We start from the raw sequence: 14,062 nt of genomic DNA, 5'->3' as shown, positions 1-14,062 counted from the left end.
TTCCGGACGGTTACGTGCGCCTCTCCCCCAGAGGCGGCGGTCAGCGAGTGTAACATAGGCCCCTCGTTTCCCCGGCTGGATCCCATGGTTCAGGGTTGTGAAATCGTCAGGCCCGCACGACCGCGGGCACCCAAGGTGAGCTATCGATCAACCGATCTGGCCGCCGTACTTGCCGAGCCGCAGACGCTGGCCGTGTTTGGTTTTGGCAGCGGGGTGGCCGCCAGCGATGATCCACGCTGGCTTACGGTGCCGCTGGAGAGCTTCGATGCGCCGGCACCCCTGGAGGTCTGGCAGGTGGATGCCTTCGTGAACCATGGGCGCGAGGGCGCCTTGCGCTGGGCCGCTGGCGACGGCTGGCTGTTCGTCGCCATCGAGCTGGACGAGGCCGCTCATGGCGGCCCTCGCGACACCGCAGCAGAGGCCTATCGGTCGTTGTGCGCCTTTCTGCGCGGACAGGCCGCTTGCCACGTGCAGCGCATCTGGAACTACCTGGGTGCGATCAATCAGGGCGAGGGCGATACCGAACGCTACAAGGCATTCTGCGAAGGGCGCGCCGAGGGGATGGGTGGGTTTTTCGCCGAGGGTTTCCCCGCAGCCACAGCCATTGGCCATCACTCCACCGAAAACCGCCTCCAGGTGTACCTGCTAGCTTGCACCGAACCAGGGCGGCGGGTAGAGAACCCCCGTCAGGTGAGCGCCTGGCACTACCCGCGGCAGTACGGCCGCACGCCGCCGAGTTTCGCCCGCGCTATGGCCCTGCCGAGCGAGGACGCACTGGCCATCTCCGGTACGGCTGCCGTGGTGGGTCACGCGTCAGCCCACGACGACGACCTGCTCGCTCAGCTCGAAGAGACGCTGACCAACCTGGAAGCCTTGCTGGCCAGCGCCGGCATGGCGGCCGGGTTCGATACCCAATCGCCGCTCAAGGCTTACGTGCGGCACCCGGCCGATGCGGCCAGCGTGCATGAGTTCCTGCAACGTCGCCTGCCCGGCGTACCGATATTGATGCTGCACGGGGACATCTGCCGGCAGGAGCTGCTGGTGGAGATCGACGGCTGGCGCTACGCCTGAGGGCCTGTTCACGATCTCCGCGCGATCCTTCGAGCCCAGGGGCGGGCTACGTAGCGATCGTCAATAAGCGCTGAGCGCCAAGGTTCAGCCAGACCAGCCTTGCGGCGAGTGGCACGCCGGAAACGCCTGGCGGAATTGGGTAAGGACATACTCCGTCAGGTCGGGCTTGGTTGCTGGCAACGCCGCGTACACGGCGGCAACCGACAGATCGCCCTTTTGGCTGTCCAGTGCATTGATGGGCTCGCTGCTGAGCATGGCCGCCTTGACCGTAAGCGCCGCCGCCCGATACCGAAACAGAACCGTGCAGTCGTCGGGTCGCGATTGCCAGCTCATCACAGGATTGGTCTGGCCCAAATTGGCTGCAGGGCTGCCGGTCATGGCGGCCAGGTGCTCGCCGGCGCCGGGGAGTAACCCATTGGCGGTTTCCAGCATGCAGCCCACGCACGCCGGTATCACCGTATAAGTGAGCCAGCCCGCGGAGGCACCGGCGGGTGCCGCAAAGGTGTACTTCGTGCCGCCATCCACACCGATCGTGGCGCGCTGCACGTGCCAGCCAACGGGTACCGGCATCCAGCCAACGATGTCGCCGTAGAACCATTGCAGCCGATCATGCAGTGCAGCAGGCACATCCATCGGCAAAGGTGGCAGTTTCGCGGGGTCGGGGCGTATCCAATCGCCCAACCCGGAGTTCACGTCCACCACCGAAACGCTTCGATCGCCCAGACGCAGCGAACGCACGGCGTAGTCTTTGCCGATCGTGGATAGGGAATCGGGCGTCGATGGCAACTCGCGCACACCCACTTCGGCGTGCAGCGGCGACAACGCAGCCAAACCCAACAGCACGGGAACCAGACGCAGCAGCCAGTGACGATTGCAGGCACGCATGGAAGACCTCCGGGCGATGACCACAGCAGAGCTTACACGCGGGCGATACACCTGGCTGCGGCATAGAACGTCAGGCGTAGCTGCCACCACCGTTCACTGCGAATGTCGTGGAAAATTACGGCTTCTTGGTCGGGCGCTTCCAGCCACCAAGCGTGAGCTGGCGCGCACGTGCGATGGTGAGTTCGCCTGGCGGCGCATCTTTGCCGATCACCGAGCCCGCGCCAATGGTGGCCTGTGCACCGATGGTCACCGGCGCCACCAAGGCGCTGTTGGAACCGATGAATGCACCATCCTCGATCACGGTGAGGTGCTTGTTCACGCCGTCGTAATTGCAGGTAATGGTGCCGGCACCGATGTTCACGCCGCTGCCAATCACGGTATCGCCGAGATAGCTCAGGTGATTGGCCTTGCTGCCTTCACCGATGCGTGCCTTCTTGGTCTCCACGAAGTTACCCACGTGCACACCCGCCGCCAGCTCGGTACCCGGACGCAGGCGCGCGAAAGGACCCACCGTGCACGGGCCGTGGGTCACCACGCCTTCCAGGTCGCAGTGCGCCTGCACTACGGTGCCGGCGGCCAGGTTTACATCCTTTAGGCGCACGAAGGGCCCAATGCGCACGTCGTCGCCCAAGGTCACCTCGCCCTCGAGCACCACGTCGATATCCAGCTCTACATCCATGCCGGCGCTCACCGTGCCGCGGACGTCAACACGCGCGGGGTCGGCCATGCGCACGCCCTCCAGCACAAGCGCCTTGGTGGCGCGCAGGCGGTACTGCTGTTCCAGTTCGGCGAGCTGCCACGGGTTGTTCGCGCCGGCCGCTTCGTACTCGTCCGCGCATTCCACGCAGGCTGCGGCGCGGTTCTCGCCAGCGGCCATCGCAAAGATATCGGTGAGGTAGTACTCACCTTGCACGTTGTTGCGGTCGAGCTTGGACGTCCATCGCTTGAGCGCCACCGCTTCGGCCGCCACGATGCCGGTATTGATCAGGTTGACCGCACGCTGTGCATCATCGGCGTCTTTCTCTTCCACCACCGCGCGAACGAAGCCGTTGCCGTCGCGCAATACGCGCCCATAGCCGAAGGGATTGGCGACGCGCGTGGCGAGCAGCGCCACCGTGCCTTCGGCGGATACGAGGCGCTGCAGGGTCTGGGCGCGCGTCAGCGGCACGTCGCCGTAAAGCACCAGCACCACGGCGTCGTCCGGCACTTCAAGCAGGGCCTCGCGCACCGCATGGCCCGTTCCCAGGCGTTGCGACTGCAGCACCCAGCGTATGTCCGCGTCACCCTCGAACGCCGCACGCACCTGATCGCCGCAGTGGCCATAGACCAGATGGATGGCCTGGGGCCGTAGCGCGCGGGCCGCCTCCAGCACATGCGCGAGTAGCGGCCGGCCAGCCAGGGGCATCAGCACCTTGGCCTTCTTCGACTTCATGCGCTTGCCTTCGCCGGCGGCGAGGACAATGACGTGCAGGGGGGCGGTGTGGTTCATGGGTCTGCCTGTGTGGAACTCGCGGCGAAGGATAACAGTCGCCGGTGGGCAGCCTTTAGTCATCTGAATGGCTTAGAACCTGCTCGCGGTCTCCGCGTAACCCGCGCTGCGTTGGTGTGCCCGCCAGGGATCAGGGCGTGGGGAAGCGCCTGAGTGGCCGTCAGGTCGAGCCGCGTCCCGCTCTCTGGCGGGCACATCTGCGCAACCCTTCGCGCAGTGTCGGTTTGCACCCTGCTCGGCGTCATCACTCGGTGGTGCACGGACGTACACGCCCTCCTTGTTCCTTGATCTGTGCACAAACCGCTCCCGACACGCGCCACGCGGAGATCGTGACTAGGCCTTTAGGGCTGGCGGCCGGAGGTTATGGGATTCACGTTCGTGACAGGCCGACCATCCTTGCAAGCAAAGCGAAATACATAGTCGAGGCTGAACGGGCGTGCCTCGCTGCTCACCACATGGCTGTTGCCATTGGCATCAGCGGCCCACTGCGTGACGACGAGCGGGTCGAAGATCCATGCCATGGCGGCGGCACGTACCGCTGCCTCGAACTGGCGCCGATTGGCGTCATCGCGTCCGCCGCTCGGGATGCGTACGTCAATGACCCTGCCCTGCGCATCCACGATCAGGTGTGCGCCCACCTCAATGGGCGGCAGGCGTGCCTGCAGCAAGGCGGCCGGATATGCGGGCGCAGGATGTTCGCGCGGCACGGCGCCGCTGGATACCTGCCCGAGGGCCAACTCGTAGTGGGCAAGGTCGCCACGCTCGGCGCGATACGACGTGTCACCCTGGGTTGCGGCACGCCCCGGCGCCGATGGCGGCACACCGGCACAAGCGGCGAGCAGCGACATGCCGACGGCCGCGCTCGCGCACGTGCCTGATAGACACGATGGGCGTCTGGTCCGCATGTCGCCTCACTTCTCCAAATGAGCGACTCAGCATAAACAAAACGCCGGCACGAGGCCGGCGTTCCGTTGCGCTGCCCTGCGCGAAGCAGGGGAGGGCTTGCGTCAGTGCTTGAGCGTCTTGCGCAGACGTTCCAGGGCCTGCAGCTGAGTGATGGCTTCGGCCAGCTTGGCCTGCGCCTCGGCGATTTCCACCGCGTCGGTGCGATTGGCCAGGGCGTCCTCGGCTTCCTGCTTGGCACGCTGGGCTGCCTGCTCGTCCAGGTCGGCGGCGCGGGCGGCCGTATCGGCCAGCACGGTGACTACCTGCGGCTGCACTTCCAGGATGCCACCGGACACCCAGAACTGCTGGCGTTCGCCGTTGCTCAGCACCACGTCCACATGGCCGGGCTTGAGGCGGGTGATCAGCGGCGCATGGCGGGGCGCGATGCCCAGCTCGCCCATCTCGCCGGTGGCGACCACCAGCTGCGCATCGCCCGAAAAGATCTCGGCTTCGGCGCTGACGATGTCGACACGGAGGGTATGACTCATGGTTTTCGCTCGCTTTGCTCGCTCTAGGGAATTGGGAATGGGATGAAAGGGAATCGGAAAGAGCGGCTGCGTGTGAGCGCTGAGCTTTTGCTGTTCCCTATTCCCGATTCACCATTCCCTCAAGAAGGCCGCCTTAGGCTGCCTTCTTCGCACCCATTTCTTCGGCCTTCTTGATCGCTTCGTCGATGCCGCCGACCATGTAGAACGCCTGCTCCGGCAGGTGGTCCACGTCGCCGTCGACGATCATCTTGAAGCCGCGGATGGTTTCCTTCAGCGGCACGTACTTGCCCGGCGAGCCGGTGAACACTTCGGCCACGTGGAACGGCTGCGAGAAGAAGCGCTCGATCTTGCGGGCGCGCGACACGGCCTGCTTGTCGTCTTCCGACAGTTCGTCCATGCCCAGGATCGCGATGATGTCCTTGAGCTCCTTGTAGCGCTGCAGCGTGCCTTGCACGCGGCGGGCCACGTCGTAGTGCTCGGCGCCCACGATGCCCGGATCGAGCTGACGGCTGGTGGAGTCCAGCGGGTCCACGGCCGGGTAGATACCCAGCGAGGCGATGTTACGCGACAGCGTAACGGTCGAATCCAAGTGGGCGAACGTGGTGGCCGGCGACGGATCGGTAAGGTCGTCCGCGGGCACGTACACGGCCTGGATGGAGGTGATCGAACCGGTCTTGGTCGAGGTGATGCGCTCCTGCAGGACGCCCATTTCCTCGGCCAGCGTCGGCTGGTAACCCACGGCGGACGGCATACGGCCAAGCAGCGCGGACACTTCGGTACCGGCCAGCGTGTAGCGGTAGATGTTGTCCACGAACAGCAGCACGTCCTTGCCCTTGCCGTGCTCGTCCTTCTCGTCGCGGAAGTACTCGGCCATGGTCAGGCCGGTCAGCGCCACGCGCAGACGGTTGCCCGGCGGCTCGTTCATCTGGCCGTACACCATGGCCACCTTATCGAGAACGTTGGAGTCCTTCATCTCGTGGTAGAAGTCGTTGCCCTCGCGGGTACGCTCGCCCACGCCAGCGAACACGGACAGACCCGAGTGCGCCTTGGCGATGTTGTTGATGAGCTCCATCATGTTCACGGTCTTGCCCACGCCGGCGCCGCCGAACAGGCCGACCTTGCCGCCCTTGGCGAACGGGCACACCAGATCGATGACCTTGATGCCGGTTTCCAGCAGGTCGTTCGAGGTGGCCTGGTCGGCATAGCTCGGGGCTTCACGGTGAATGACCCAGCTGTCTTCGGCGGCGATCGGGCCGGCTTCGTCGATGGGGCTGCCCAGCACGTCCATGATGCGGCCCAGGGTGGCCTTGCCGACCGGCACCTTGATGCCTTCGCCGGTGTTGCGGGCCACGAGGCCACGCTTCAGGCCGTCGGTGGAACCGAGGGCAATCGTACGGACAATGCCGTCACCCAGCACCTGCTGGACTTCCAGCGTGATGTCGGTGCCGTCGATCTTCAGTGCGTCGTAAACCTGCGGCACCTGATCGCGTGCGAATTCCACGTCGATAACCGCGCCGATGATCTGTACAACTTTGCCCTGACTCATGGATGTGCTCCGGATGGATCTTTTAGGTTCGTTACAAGCGCCGCTAATGCGTCGCTCTAATTAAGAGTGCAACCATGGATGGATGGTTGCTTTTTGACTTCTGGCGATCACGGATGATCGCTTTAATCATTCGCAACCATGGATGGTTGCTTTTTGATCTGCTCTTGCAGGCAGGGATGCCTGCACTTAAACCGCTGCCGCGCCGCCCACGATTTCCGAAATTTCCTGGGTAATCGCGGCCTGACGCGCCTTGTTGTAGATCAGCGTGAGTTCGCCGATCACCTTGTTGGCGTTGTCCGATGCAGCCTTCATGGCGACCATGCGCGCGGCATGCTCGCTGGCGAGGTTCTCCAGCACGCCCTGATACACCACCGACTCGATGTAGCGGCCCAGCACGTGCTCAAGCACCGTGGCCGGATCGGGTTCGTAGATGTAATCCCAGTCGTGCTTCTGCTCAAGCTTGAGGCCGGCCACCGGGAAATCCGGCGAGGTCGGCGCGCCCTCGGCGGCCACCATCTCCTGCGCCACCACCGGCAGCGGCAGCAGCGCGTGAATCGCCGGCTTCTGCGTCATGGTGTTGACGAAGTCATTGTGGGCCAGGAACACGCGATCGAGCTTGCCGTCCGAATAGGCGTCCAGCACGACCTTGATCACGCCGATCAGGCTTTCGAGCTTGGGCTTTTCACCCAGGTGGGTGGCGCTGCCGATCAGATTCACGCCCTTGAGGCGACGGAAGAACTGCACGGCCTTCTGGCCGACCGCCACCACGTCGATCTCGGCGCCCTTGTCCTGCCACTCGCGAATGACCGGCAGGAGGCGACGGAACAGGTTCGAGTTCAGGCCGCCGCACAGGCCGCGGTCGGTGCTGACGACCACGAAACCGACACGCTTGACCGCCTCGCGCTCCTGCAGGAACGGATGGCTGAAGTCGGTGCTGGCCTGCGCCACGTGCGCGATCACCTTGCGCATGGAACGCGCATAGGGACGCGAGGCCTTCATCAGATCCTGCGCCTTGCGGATCTTCGAGGCCGAGACCATTTCGAGCGCGCGCGTCACCTTGCGCATGTTCTGCGTGCTCTTGATCTTGGTTTTGATTTCGCGTCCGCTTGCCACGTTTGCCTCAACCTATTGGGTTAGTGCGATCCCGGCTCTTCACCGGAGTTCGGTACGGCCGTCTGGACGGCCGTACACCCTGTATTGCTTACCAGCTGCCGGTCTTCTTGTACTCGTCGAGCGAGGACTTGAAGGTGGCTTCGATGTCGTTGTTCCAGTCACCGGTGGCGACGATCTTCTTCATCAGCTCGTCGTGGTTCTGGTGCATGAAGGCATGCAGGCCCTTCTCGAACGGCAGCACCTTGTTGACCGGCAGGTCATCGAGGTAGCCCTTCTCGGCGGCGTACACCGACAGCGCCAGTTCGGCGATGGACAGCGGCGCGTACTGCGACTGCTTCATCAGCTCGGTCACGCGCTGGCCGCGGTCCAGCTGGGCGCGGGTGGCCGGGTCGAGGTCCGAAGCGAACTGCGCGAACGCAGCCAGCTCGCGGAACTGTGCCAGGGCCAGCTTCACGCCGCCGGACAGCTTCTTCACGATCTTGGTCTGGGCGGCACCGCCCACGCGCGACACCGAGATACCGGCGTTCACGGCCGGACGGATACCGGCGTTGAACAAGTCGGTTTCCAGGAAGATCTGGCCGTCGGTGATCGAGATCACGTTGGTCGGCACGAAGGCGGACACGTCGCCGGCCTGCGTTTCGATGATCGGCAGCGCAGTCAGCGAACCCGTCTTGCCCTTCACTTCACCGTTGGTGAACTTCTCGACGTACTCGGCGGACACGCGGGCTGCGCGCTCGAGCAGACGCGAGTGGAGATAGAACACGTCGCCCGGGTAGGCTTCGCGGCCCGGCGGGCGCTTCAGCAGCAGCGAGATCTGACGGTAGGCCACGGCCTGCTTGGACAGATCGTCATAAATGATCAGCGCGTCCTGACCGCGGTCGCGGAAGTACTCGCCCATGGCGCAGCCCGAATACGGCGCGATGTACTGCAGCGCGGCCGATTCGGAAGCCGAAGCCACCACCACGATAGTGTTGGCCAGCGCGCCGTTCTCTTCGAGCTTGCGCACCACGTTGGCGATCGACGAGCGCTTCTGGCCGATGGCGACGTAGATGCACTTAATGCCGGAATCTTTCTGGTTGATGATCGCGTCGATGGCCAGCGCGGTCTTGCCGGTCTGACGGTCGCCGATGATCAGCTCGCGCTGGCCACGGCCGATCGGGATCATCGAGTCGACCGACTTGTAGCCGGTCTGCACGGGCTCATCGACCGACTGGCGCCAGATCACGCCCGGCGCGACCTTTTCGATCGGCGAGCTGGTCTTGGCGTTGAGCGGGCCCTTGCCGTCGATGGGGTTACCCAGCGAGTCGACCACGCGACCGAGCAGTTCCGGACCGGTCGGCACTTCGAGAATGCGGCCGGTGGTCTTGGCGGTGTCGCCTTCGCGCAGGTGCTGGTATTCGCCCAGCACCACGGCGCCCACCGAGTCACGCTCGAGGTTCAGCGCCAGTGCGTAGGCATTGCCCGGCAGCTCGATCATTTCGCCCTGCATCACGTCGGCCAGGCCGTGGATGCGCACGATGCCGTCGGACACGCTGATCACGGTGCCTTCGTTGCGTGCTTCGGCGCCGAGCTTGAACTGCTCGATGCGGCTCTTGATCAGTTCGCTGATCTCGGACGGATTCAAGGTGGAGCTGGACATGGGTCGATATCCTGAAATTGGAGCCTTTGTTGAAGAGTCCAGCCATGCGAGGCTGGTTTTTGCTCTTCGCGAATGGACTTCGCGTAAAACCTTTAATGCGTCAGCGCGCGGGTCATGCGCGCCAGACGTCCACGGGCGGAGCCATCGATAACTTCACTACCGGTGTCGATCACCACGCCGCCAAGCAGCGACGCATCGACGCTGGTTTCCAGCTCGATCTCGCGCTTGAAGCGGCGCTTGAGCGACGCCTTGAGCTGTTCGGCCTGCGCGGCATCCAGCGCGAACGCGCTGGTCACCTTGACCAGCAGCTGCGACTCGGAATCGCGCTTGTACTGCTCATACAGCGCGGCGATTTCCGGCAACAAGGCCAGGCGACGATGCGCGGCCAGCTCGCCAAGGAACTTGGCGAACGGCGCGTCGGCGGCCGTGCCCTGCGGCAGGTGCAGCGCTACCAGCTGTTCCGGCTGCACGCGCGGATCGCTGACGAGGTCCACCACGCGGGCGTCCTTGGACACCTCGGCGGCGAACGCCAGCGCCTGCGACCACGCACCCAGAGAACCGGCCGCATGGGCCAGTTCGAAGGCAGCGCGCGCATAGGGGCGGGCGAGGGTGATTGCCTGGGCCATGGATTAGATCTCGGCCACGAGCTGGTCGAGCATGGCCTTGTGGGCCGAGGCGTCGACTTCGCGCTGGACGATCTTCTCCGCGCCCTGCACGGCCAGACGGCCCACCCAGCCGCGCAGCTCTTCACGAGCGCGCTGCTGCATGCTGACGATTTCCTCGGCAGCGGCGGCCTTCAGGCGGTTGGCCTCGTCGGTGGCTTCGGCGCGAGCCTTGTCCACGATCTGGTTAGCCTGGCTCTGGGCGCGCTCGATGATCTCGCTGGCCTGCTGACGGGCCTGCTTGATCTCCAAGGCAACCTTGGCATCGGCGTCCTTGAGCTCGGCGCGCGCCTTTTCGGCGGCGGCCAGGCCGTCGGCAACCTTCTTCTGGCGCTCCTCAATCGCGTGATTGAGCTGCGGCCAGATGAACTTGGTGGTGAACCAGACCAGGATGGCGAAAGAGACCATCTGGCCCAGGAAAGTCAGATTAATATCCATGAGCTTTCCAATTAACTCCCGAACGCGTTTAAGCTGATGTGAAGCCGCGGCGTTGATTCGCCGCGGCAACACTTAACCCGCCCCGATAGGCCTTTCGGCCCGGTCGAATGCTTAGTGCGACAGGACGCTGATCAGCGGGTTCGAGAAGGCGAACAGCAGCGCCACGGCCAGGCCGATAATGAACGCAGCGTCGATCAGACCAGCGAGCAGGAACATGCGACCCTGCAGCAGCGGCACCAGCTCCGGCTGACGAGCAGCGGACTCGAGGAACTTGGAACCCATGATGGCGATACCCAAGCAAGCGCCCAGAGCGCCGAGGCCGATGATGATGCCGATGGCAATGGCGGTCAGGCCCTGCACGTGTGCGATGAGTTCCATGGTGTTCTCCTGTGAATCGATAACGGGTTGGTTAGAACAAGAAAGAAAGGGTGAAGCGAAATCGGAGCGGATCAGAACTTAGTGATGCTCACGCGCGGTCGCGATGTACACGATAGTCAGCATCATGAAAATGAAGGCCTGCAGCAGGATGATCAGAATGTGGAAGATTGCCCATGCGGTGTTGAAGATCACACCCGGCAAGAAGCTGATCCAGCCCGCGAACAGGCCCGCGATCAGCATGAAGACGAGCTCACCGCCGTACATGTTGCCGAACAGTCGCATGGCGAGCGACACCGGCTTAGACAGGTATTCCACGACGTTGAGCAGGAAGTTGAACGGCACCAGGATGGCCACGACCACCGGATTGCTCGCATGGAACGGCGCGGTCATCAGCTCCTTGCCGAAACCCAACGCGCCCTTGGCCTTCATGCCGTGCGCCAGCACGATGAAGAACACGGCGAGGGCCAGGCCGACCGTGGTGTTGATGTCGGCGGTGGGCACCCAGCGGAAGAAGGTGTGATGCATCGCCTCGCTGCCGGCCACGGACTTCACGCCGAAGCTCGGTGCGTCCAGCGGCAGCAAGTCCATCGCATTCAGGAAGGCCACCCACATGAAGATCGACAACGCCAGCGGGGTCACCGTGCGACGGTCGCCGTGAAAGGTGTCCTTCACCTGGGTATCGACGAACTCGACGATCAGCTCGACCAGCGCCTGGCCCTTGGAGGGCACGCCGGAGGTCGCCTTGCGGGCTTTCAGCCAGAACCATAGGCAGAACAGGGCACCCAGCACGAAAGCCACCACGATCGAGTCGAGATGGATCTTCATGAAGGAGCCATCACCCAAGCTCACCGTGTTGTGGTGAAGGTGATGCTGGATGTATTCGGTTAGTCCGCCCTGCGGCTCGCTCGCCATGTCTTAGCCCTTGAATCTGAACGCCAGCAGATTTATTGCGTACGCAGCCACCAGCCCCGTAATGGCGGCTAGCGGCGGCAGCTTCCAATAACCCAAGATCGTGACCAACCCTCCGAAGATCACGATCCACTTCAAGACCACGCCAGACAACACGCGCCACATGGTCATGCCGCCTCCACTCATCCCGGCGAAGGTACGCCACGCCAGAAGCGCGGTACCCAGCGCCACCGAAGCGGCACCCGCAGCAGCCGCCCATGCATCACGGGGGCCCTGCGTCAGGAAGGCGAGGCCTACGATCACCGTCACGGCGAGCTGCAGCAAGATCATGCGCAACGCCAAACGACGACCGGAAGCAAGACTGTTGATCACGTGAAGTTCCCGCGCGGTTTCGCTCAAGGCGGCACCGAACCAGCTGCGGGCCACGGTCCAATCCGAAAAAGTATATCAGCGAGGCATTTACAGCGACAAGCCGCGATGACTGCGACATCTTGTCAAGCCGAGGCGCCATTCACGAAACGAAAGGGTATCGACGGCGCAAGAAAAAGGGGCCGGACATCCGTCCGGCCCCTTGACGCAACTGGGGGGAAGAAGCGCTGCGTCGGTAAAGCGGTGTTACTTAGCGGCAGCAGCCTTCTTGACCGCAGCGACCGGCGCAGCCACGGCATCGTTGGCGGCCTGCTGCTGCTCCTGCACGAGCGCGCTGAGCGACTCGGCGGTCTTCTGGGTCACGGCGATGATTTCCTGCGTGACGGCCACGGCGCGCTCGGCGTTCTCGCGGCTGGCGGAAGCGGCCTTTTCCCAAAGGGTGCGCAGGCCATCGATATCACGCGTTTCGAGAGCACCACTGATGAACTCGGCGGCGGACTCCGACTGCTTTTCGAGCGCCTTGATCTGCAGCTCAGCGACCTTCTCCAGACCCTTGAGGGCCATCGACTGGGCCTTGAACGCGCTTTCGGCCAGCTGCTTGGCGTAGGCAAAAACCTGGTTGTTCAGTTGCTGCGTCATGACTTGGTCCCTCGACGGGAATGGGGGTAGTGGCAGGCACTCTACCAAGTCATTTTGTGCGGTGCAATATATTTTCTTGTGAAGGGATTGCCTGTCATAAAAACTTCAAGAAATCCGACATCTTGCGTCGATACCATGAAATTTTGCGACGCATCAAAAACTGTCACGACTACAACTGGCGCCCGAGGTGCAGGTCTCATGGACAACCACCTTGTCCAGGCCAGGCAGGGCCGGCTGCAGGTGACGGAAAATCCAGCGCGCCAGCATTTCACTGGTGGGGTTTTCCAGGCCCTCTATATCGTTGAGATAGTGATGGTCGAGGCGATCGTAGAGCGGGGCGAAGGCCGCCTTCACGTCGGCGAAATCCATGACCCAGCCGTGATGCGGGTCGGGCTCGCCGGCTACGTGGATCTCAACCCGGAACGAATGGCCGTGCAGGCGCGAGCACTTGTGGCCCGGCGGGACGTTGGGCAGGCGGTGTGCCGCCTCAATGTTGAAGACTTTGAAGATATGCATGATGGCCATTCTACCGCCCGGCGCGTGCGCAACCGTCGACCACCCGCCAAGCGGCAGCAACCAACAAGCGCAGCAGCGCTGGAAACTAAAGGAAACAAGGGAGAAAAACCGGTCGCGCGAGGTATGCGCGACACATGGTGGCTATGGGTGGACTCGAACCACCGACCCCAGCATTATGAGTGCTGTGCTCTAACCGGCTGAGCTACATAGCCTTGGGTGCCGCCCGCCGCGGGGATCAACATGGCGTCGATCAGGCGGGGCGCGGCAGTGTAGTCGCCCTCGCGCCGGGGATCAAGCCCTTGGCTTGCTCACGCCTCACCCGCGTGCTTGAATCGTTTCGCGGGTTCCGGCATCTGCGACAGGCACAGCCTGTAGCCAGGCCGACCCAAGGAGGCGACATGATCGACGTTGATGGCTACCGTCCGAATGTGGGCATTGTGCTGCTGAATGCAGACGGCCAACTGTTCTGGGCGCGCCGCGTCAATCGTGACGGCTGGCAGTTCCCCCAGGGCGGCATGCGCAGCGACGAAACCCCGCTGGAAGCCATGTACCGCGAGTTGGAAGAGGAAACGGGCCTAGCACCTCATCACGTAGAGGTGATCGGCGCCACCCGGGGCTGGCTACGCTATCGCCTGCCCAGCCGCTATGTACGGCACCACCAGCGGCCCACCTGCATTGGTCAGAAACAGGTGTGGTTTCTGCTGCGACTGGTAGGCAGTGAAGACGCCCTGCGCCTGGATGCATGCGAGAAGCCCGAGTTCGATCATTGGCGCTGGGTGGATTTCTGGTACCCGGCCTCGCACGTGGTCAGCTTCAAGCGCCAGGTATACGAGCGCGCCCTTCGTCATTTCGCGCCCCTGGTGGAAGCCTTGCTAAGCGTGCAACTGGGTGAGTTGCCCCAGCACGACCCTAATGATCCGCACGGCCACCAGCGCAAGGGCAAGGCCGCTGCCTGAACGGGCAACTTACGCCGGC

Annotated in this window: 16 protein-coding genes and 1 tRNA gene; 2 read left to right on the top strand and 15 right to left on the bottom strand. The window is 63.6% G+C overall.

The window, feature by feature from the left end; translation table 11 throughout:
• Nucleotides 1–135 precede the first annotated feature (135 nt).
• Nucleotides 136–1,071: a chorismate transformation FkbO/Hyg5 family protein gene (locus AC3G2C_RS16235; protein ID WP_488385671.1), complete on the top strand. Its 936-nt coding sequence runs from the start codon at nt 136–138 to the stop codon at nt 1,069–1,071.
• Nucleotides 1,072–1,155: 84 nt separating this feature from the next.
• Here the strand turns inward: AC3G2C_RS16235 and AC3G2C_RS16230 are convergent, their stop codons facing one another.
• The 15 genes from AC3G2C_RS16230 to AC3G2C_RS16160 form a co-directional block, all read right to left on the bottom strand.
• The gene (locus AC3G2C_RS16230; protein ID WP_488385670.1) at nt 1,156–1,956 is read right to left on the bottom strand and encodes a DUF4850 domain-containing protein; all 801 of its coding nucleotides are present in this window, start codon (nt 1,954–1,956) and stop codon (nt 1,156–1,158) included.
• 115 nt (nt 1,957–2,071) lie between these two features.
• On the bottom strand, nt 2,072–3,445 hold the full coding sequence (gene glmU / locus AC3G2C_RS16225; protein ID WP_488385669.1) for a bifunctional UDP-N-acetylglucosamine diphosphorylase/glucosamine-1-phosphate N-acetyltransferase GlmU: 1,374 nt from the start codon (nt 3,443–3,445) through the stop codon (nt 2,072–2,074).
• Nucleotides 3,446–3,786: 341 nt separating this feature from the next.
• Entirely contained in the window at nt 3,787–4,293 is a 507-nt protein-coding gene (locus AC3G2C_RS16220; RefSeq protein WP_488385668.1) for a hypothetical protein, read from the bottom strand.
• Nucleotides 4,294–4,452: 159 nt separating this feature from the next.
• Nucleotides 4,453–4,878 carry a F0F1 ATP synthase subunit epsilon gene (locus tag AC3G2C_RS16215; protein WP_488385667.1) on the bottom strand — a complete coding sequence of 142 codons (426 nt, stop codon included), beginning with the start codon at nt 4,876–4,878 and terminating at the stop codon, nt 4,453–4,455.
• A gap of 133 nt (nt 4,879–5,011) precedes the next feature.
• The gene (atpD, locus tag AC3G2C_RS16210) at nt 5,012–6,424 is read right to left on the bottom strand and encodes a F0F1 ATP synthase subunit beta (RefSeq protein ID WP_109126951.1); all 1,413 of its coding nucleotides are present in this window, start codon (nt 6,422–6,424) and stop codon (nt 5,012–5,014) included.
• 186 nt (nt 6,425–6,610) lie between these two features.
• Nucleotides 6,611–7,537, bottom strand: coding sequence for a F0F1 ATP synthase subunit gamma (atpG, locus tag AC3G2C_RS16205; RefSeq protein WP_488385666.1), 927 nt, complete (start codon nt 7,535–7,537; stop codon nt 6,611–6,613).
• 88 nt (nt 7,538–7,625) lie between these two features.
• Complete coding sequence (gene atpA / locus AC3G2C_RS16200; RefSeq protein WP_488385665.1) at nt 7,626–9,176, bottom strand: F0F1 ATP synthase subunit alpha; 1,551 nt, start codon at nt 9,174–9,176, stop codon at nt 7,626–7,628.
• Between the two features lie 92 nt (nt 9,177–9,268).
• Nucleotides 9,269–9,802: a F0F1 ATP synthase subunit delta gene (locus AC3G2C_RS16195; RefSeq protein ID WP_488385664.1), complete on the bottom strand. Its 534-nt coding sequence runs from the start codon at nt 9,800–9,802 to the stop codon at nt 9,269–9,271.
• A 3-nt stretch (nt 9,803–9,805) separates the two neighbouring features.
• On the bottom strand, nt 9,806–10,276 hold the full coding sequence (locus AC3G2C_RS16190) for a F0F1 ATP synthase subunit B (protein WP_488385663.1): 471 nt from the start codon (nt 10,274–10,276) through the stop codon (nt 9,806–9,808).
• Between the two features lie 111 nt (nt 10,277–10,387).
• Nucleotides 10,388–10,654 carry a F0F1 ATP synthase subunit C gene (atpE, locus tag AC3G2C_RS16185; RefSeq protein ID WP_488385662.1) on the bottom strand — a complete coding sequence of 89 codons (267 nt, stop codon included), beginning with the start codon at nt 10,652–10,654 and terminating at the stop codon, nt 10,388–10,390.
• 78 nt (nt 10,655–10,732) lie between these two features.
• Nucleotides 10,733–11,566 carry a F0F1 ATP synthase subunit A gene (gene atpB, locus AC3G2C_RS16180; RefSeq protein WP_488385661.1) on the bottom strand — a complete coding sequence of 278 codons (834 nt, stop codon included), beginning with the start codon at nt 11,564–11,566 and terminating at the stop codon, nt 10,733–10,735.
• 3 nt (nt 11,567–11,569) lie between these two features.
• A complete protein-coding gene (locus AC3G2C_RS16175; RefSeq protein ID WP_488385660.1) occupies nt 11,570–11,962 on the bottom strand; it encodes a hypothetical protein in 393 nt (130 codons plus the stop codon).
• Between the two features lie 216 nt (nt 11,963–12,178).
• A complete protein-coding gene (locus AC3G2C_RS16170) occupies nt 12,179–12,571 on the bottom strand; it encodes a phasin family protein (protein ID WP_488385659.1) in 393 nt (130 codons plus the stop codon).
• Between the two features lie 153 nt (nt 12,572–12,724).
• Entirely contained in the window at nt 12,725–13,087 is a 363-nt protein-coding gene (gene queD / locus AC3G2C_RS16165) for a 6-carboxytetrahydropterin synthase QueD (protein WP_488385658.1), read from the bottom strand.
• Between the two features lie 135 nt (nt 13,088–13,222).
• Nucleotides 13,223–13,299: transfer RNA gene (locus tag AC3G2C_RS16160), tRNA-Met, on the bottom strand.
• A 186-nt stretch (nt 13,300–13,485) separates the two neighbouring features.
• Here AC3G2C_RS16160 and AC3G2C_RS16155 point away from each other — a divergent pair.
• Nucleotides 13,486–14,043 carry an RNA pyrophosphohydrolase gene (locus AC3G2C_RS16155; protein ID WP_488385657.1) on the top strand — a complete coding sequence of 186 codons (558 nt, stop codon included), beginning with the start codon at nt 13,486–13,488 and terminating at the stop codon, nt 14,041–14,043.
• Nucleotides 14,044–14,062: the final 19 nt, after the last annotated feature.

This window comes from Frateuria sp. sgz306004 (assembly GCF_057750885.1).
The sequence above is the reverse complement of the archived record's forward strand: the minus strand, read 5'-3'. Positions and strand labels throughout refer to the sequence as shown.

Bases quoted from the DNA above. Each gene is read 5' to 3' on its own strand.
- AC3G2C_RS16230 (WP_488385670.1), bottom strand. From the start codon at position 1,956: ATGCGTGCCTGCAATCGTCACTGGCTGCTGCGTCTGGTTCCCGTGCTG.
- glmU (WP_488385669.1), bottom strand. From the start codon at position 3,445: ATGAACCACACCGCCCCCCTGCACGTCATTGTCCTCGCCGCCGGCGAA.
- AC3G2C_RS16220 (WP_488385668.1), bottom strand. From the start codon at position 4,293: ATGTCGCTGCTCGCCGCTTGTGCCGGTGTGCCGCCATCGGCGCCGGGG.
- AC3G2C_RS16215 (WP_488385667.1), bottom strand. From the start codon at position 4,878: ATGAGTCATACCCTCCGTGTCGACATCGTCAGCGCCGAAGCCGAGATC.
- atpD (WP_109126951.1), bottom strand. From the start codon at position 6,424: ATGAGTCAGGGCAAAGTTGTACAGATCATCGGCGCGGTTATCGACGTG.
- atpA (WP_488385665.1), bottom strand. From the start codon at position 9,176: ATGTCCAGCTCCACCTTGAATCCGTCCGAGATCAGCGAACTGATCAAG.
- AC3G2C_RS16195 (WP_488385664.1), bottom strand. From the start codon at position 9,802: ATGGCCCAGGCAATCACCCTCGCCCGCCCCTATGCGCGCGCTGCCTTC.
- AC3G2C_RS16190 (WP_488385663.1), bottom strand. From the start codon at position 10,276: ATGGATATTAATCTGACTTTCCTGGGCCAGATGGTCTCTTTCGCCATC.
- atpE (WP_488385662.1), bottom strand. From the start codon at position 10,654: ATGGAACTCATCGCACACGTGCAGGGCCTGACCGCCATTGCCATCGGC.
- atpB (WP_488385661.1), bottom strand. From the start codon at position 11,566: ATGGCGAGCGAGCCGCAGGGCGGACTAACCGAATACATCCAGCATCAC.
- AC3G2C_RS16170 (WP_488385659.1), bottom strand. From the start codon at position 12,571: ATGACGCAGCAACTGAACAACCAGGTTTTTGCCTACGCCAAGCAGCTG.
- queD (WP_488385658.1), bottom strand. From the start codon at position 13,087: ATGCATATCTTCAAAGTCTTCAACATTGAGGCGGCACACCGCCTGCCC.
- AC3G2C_RS16155 (WP_488385657.1), top strand. From the start codon at position 13,486: ATGATCGACGTTGATGGCTACCGTCCGAATGTGGGCATTGTGCTGCTG.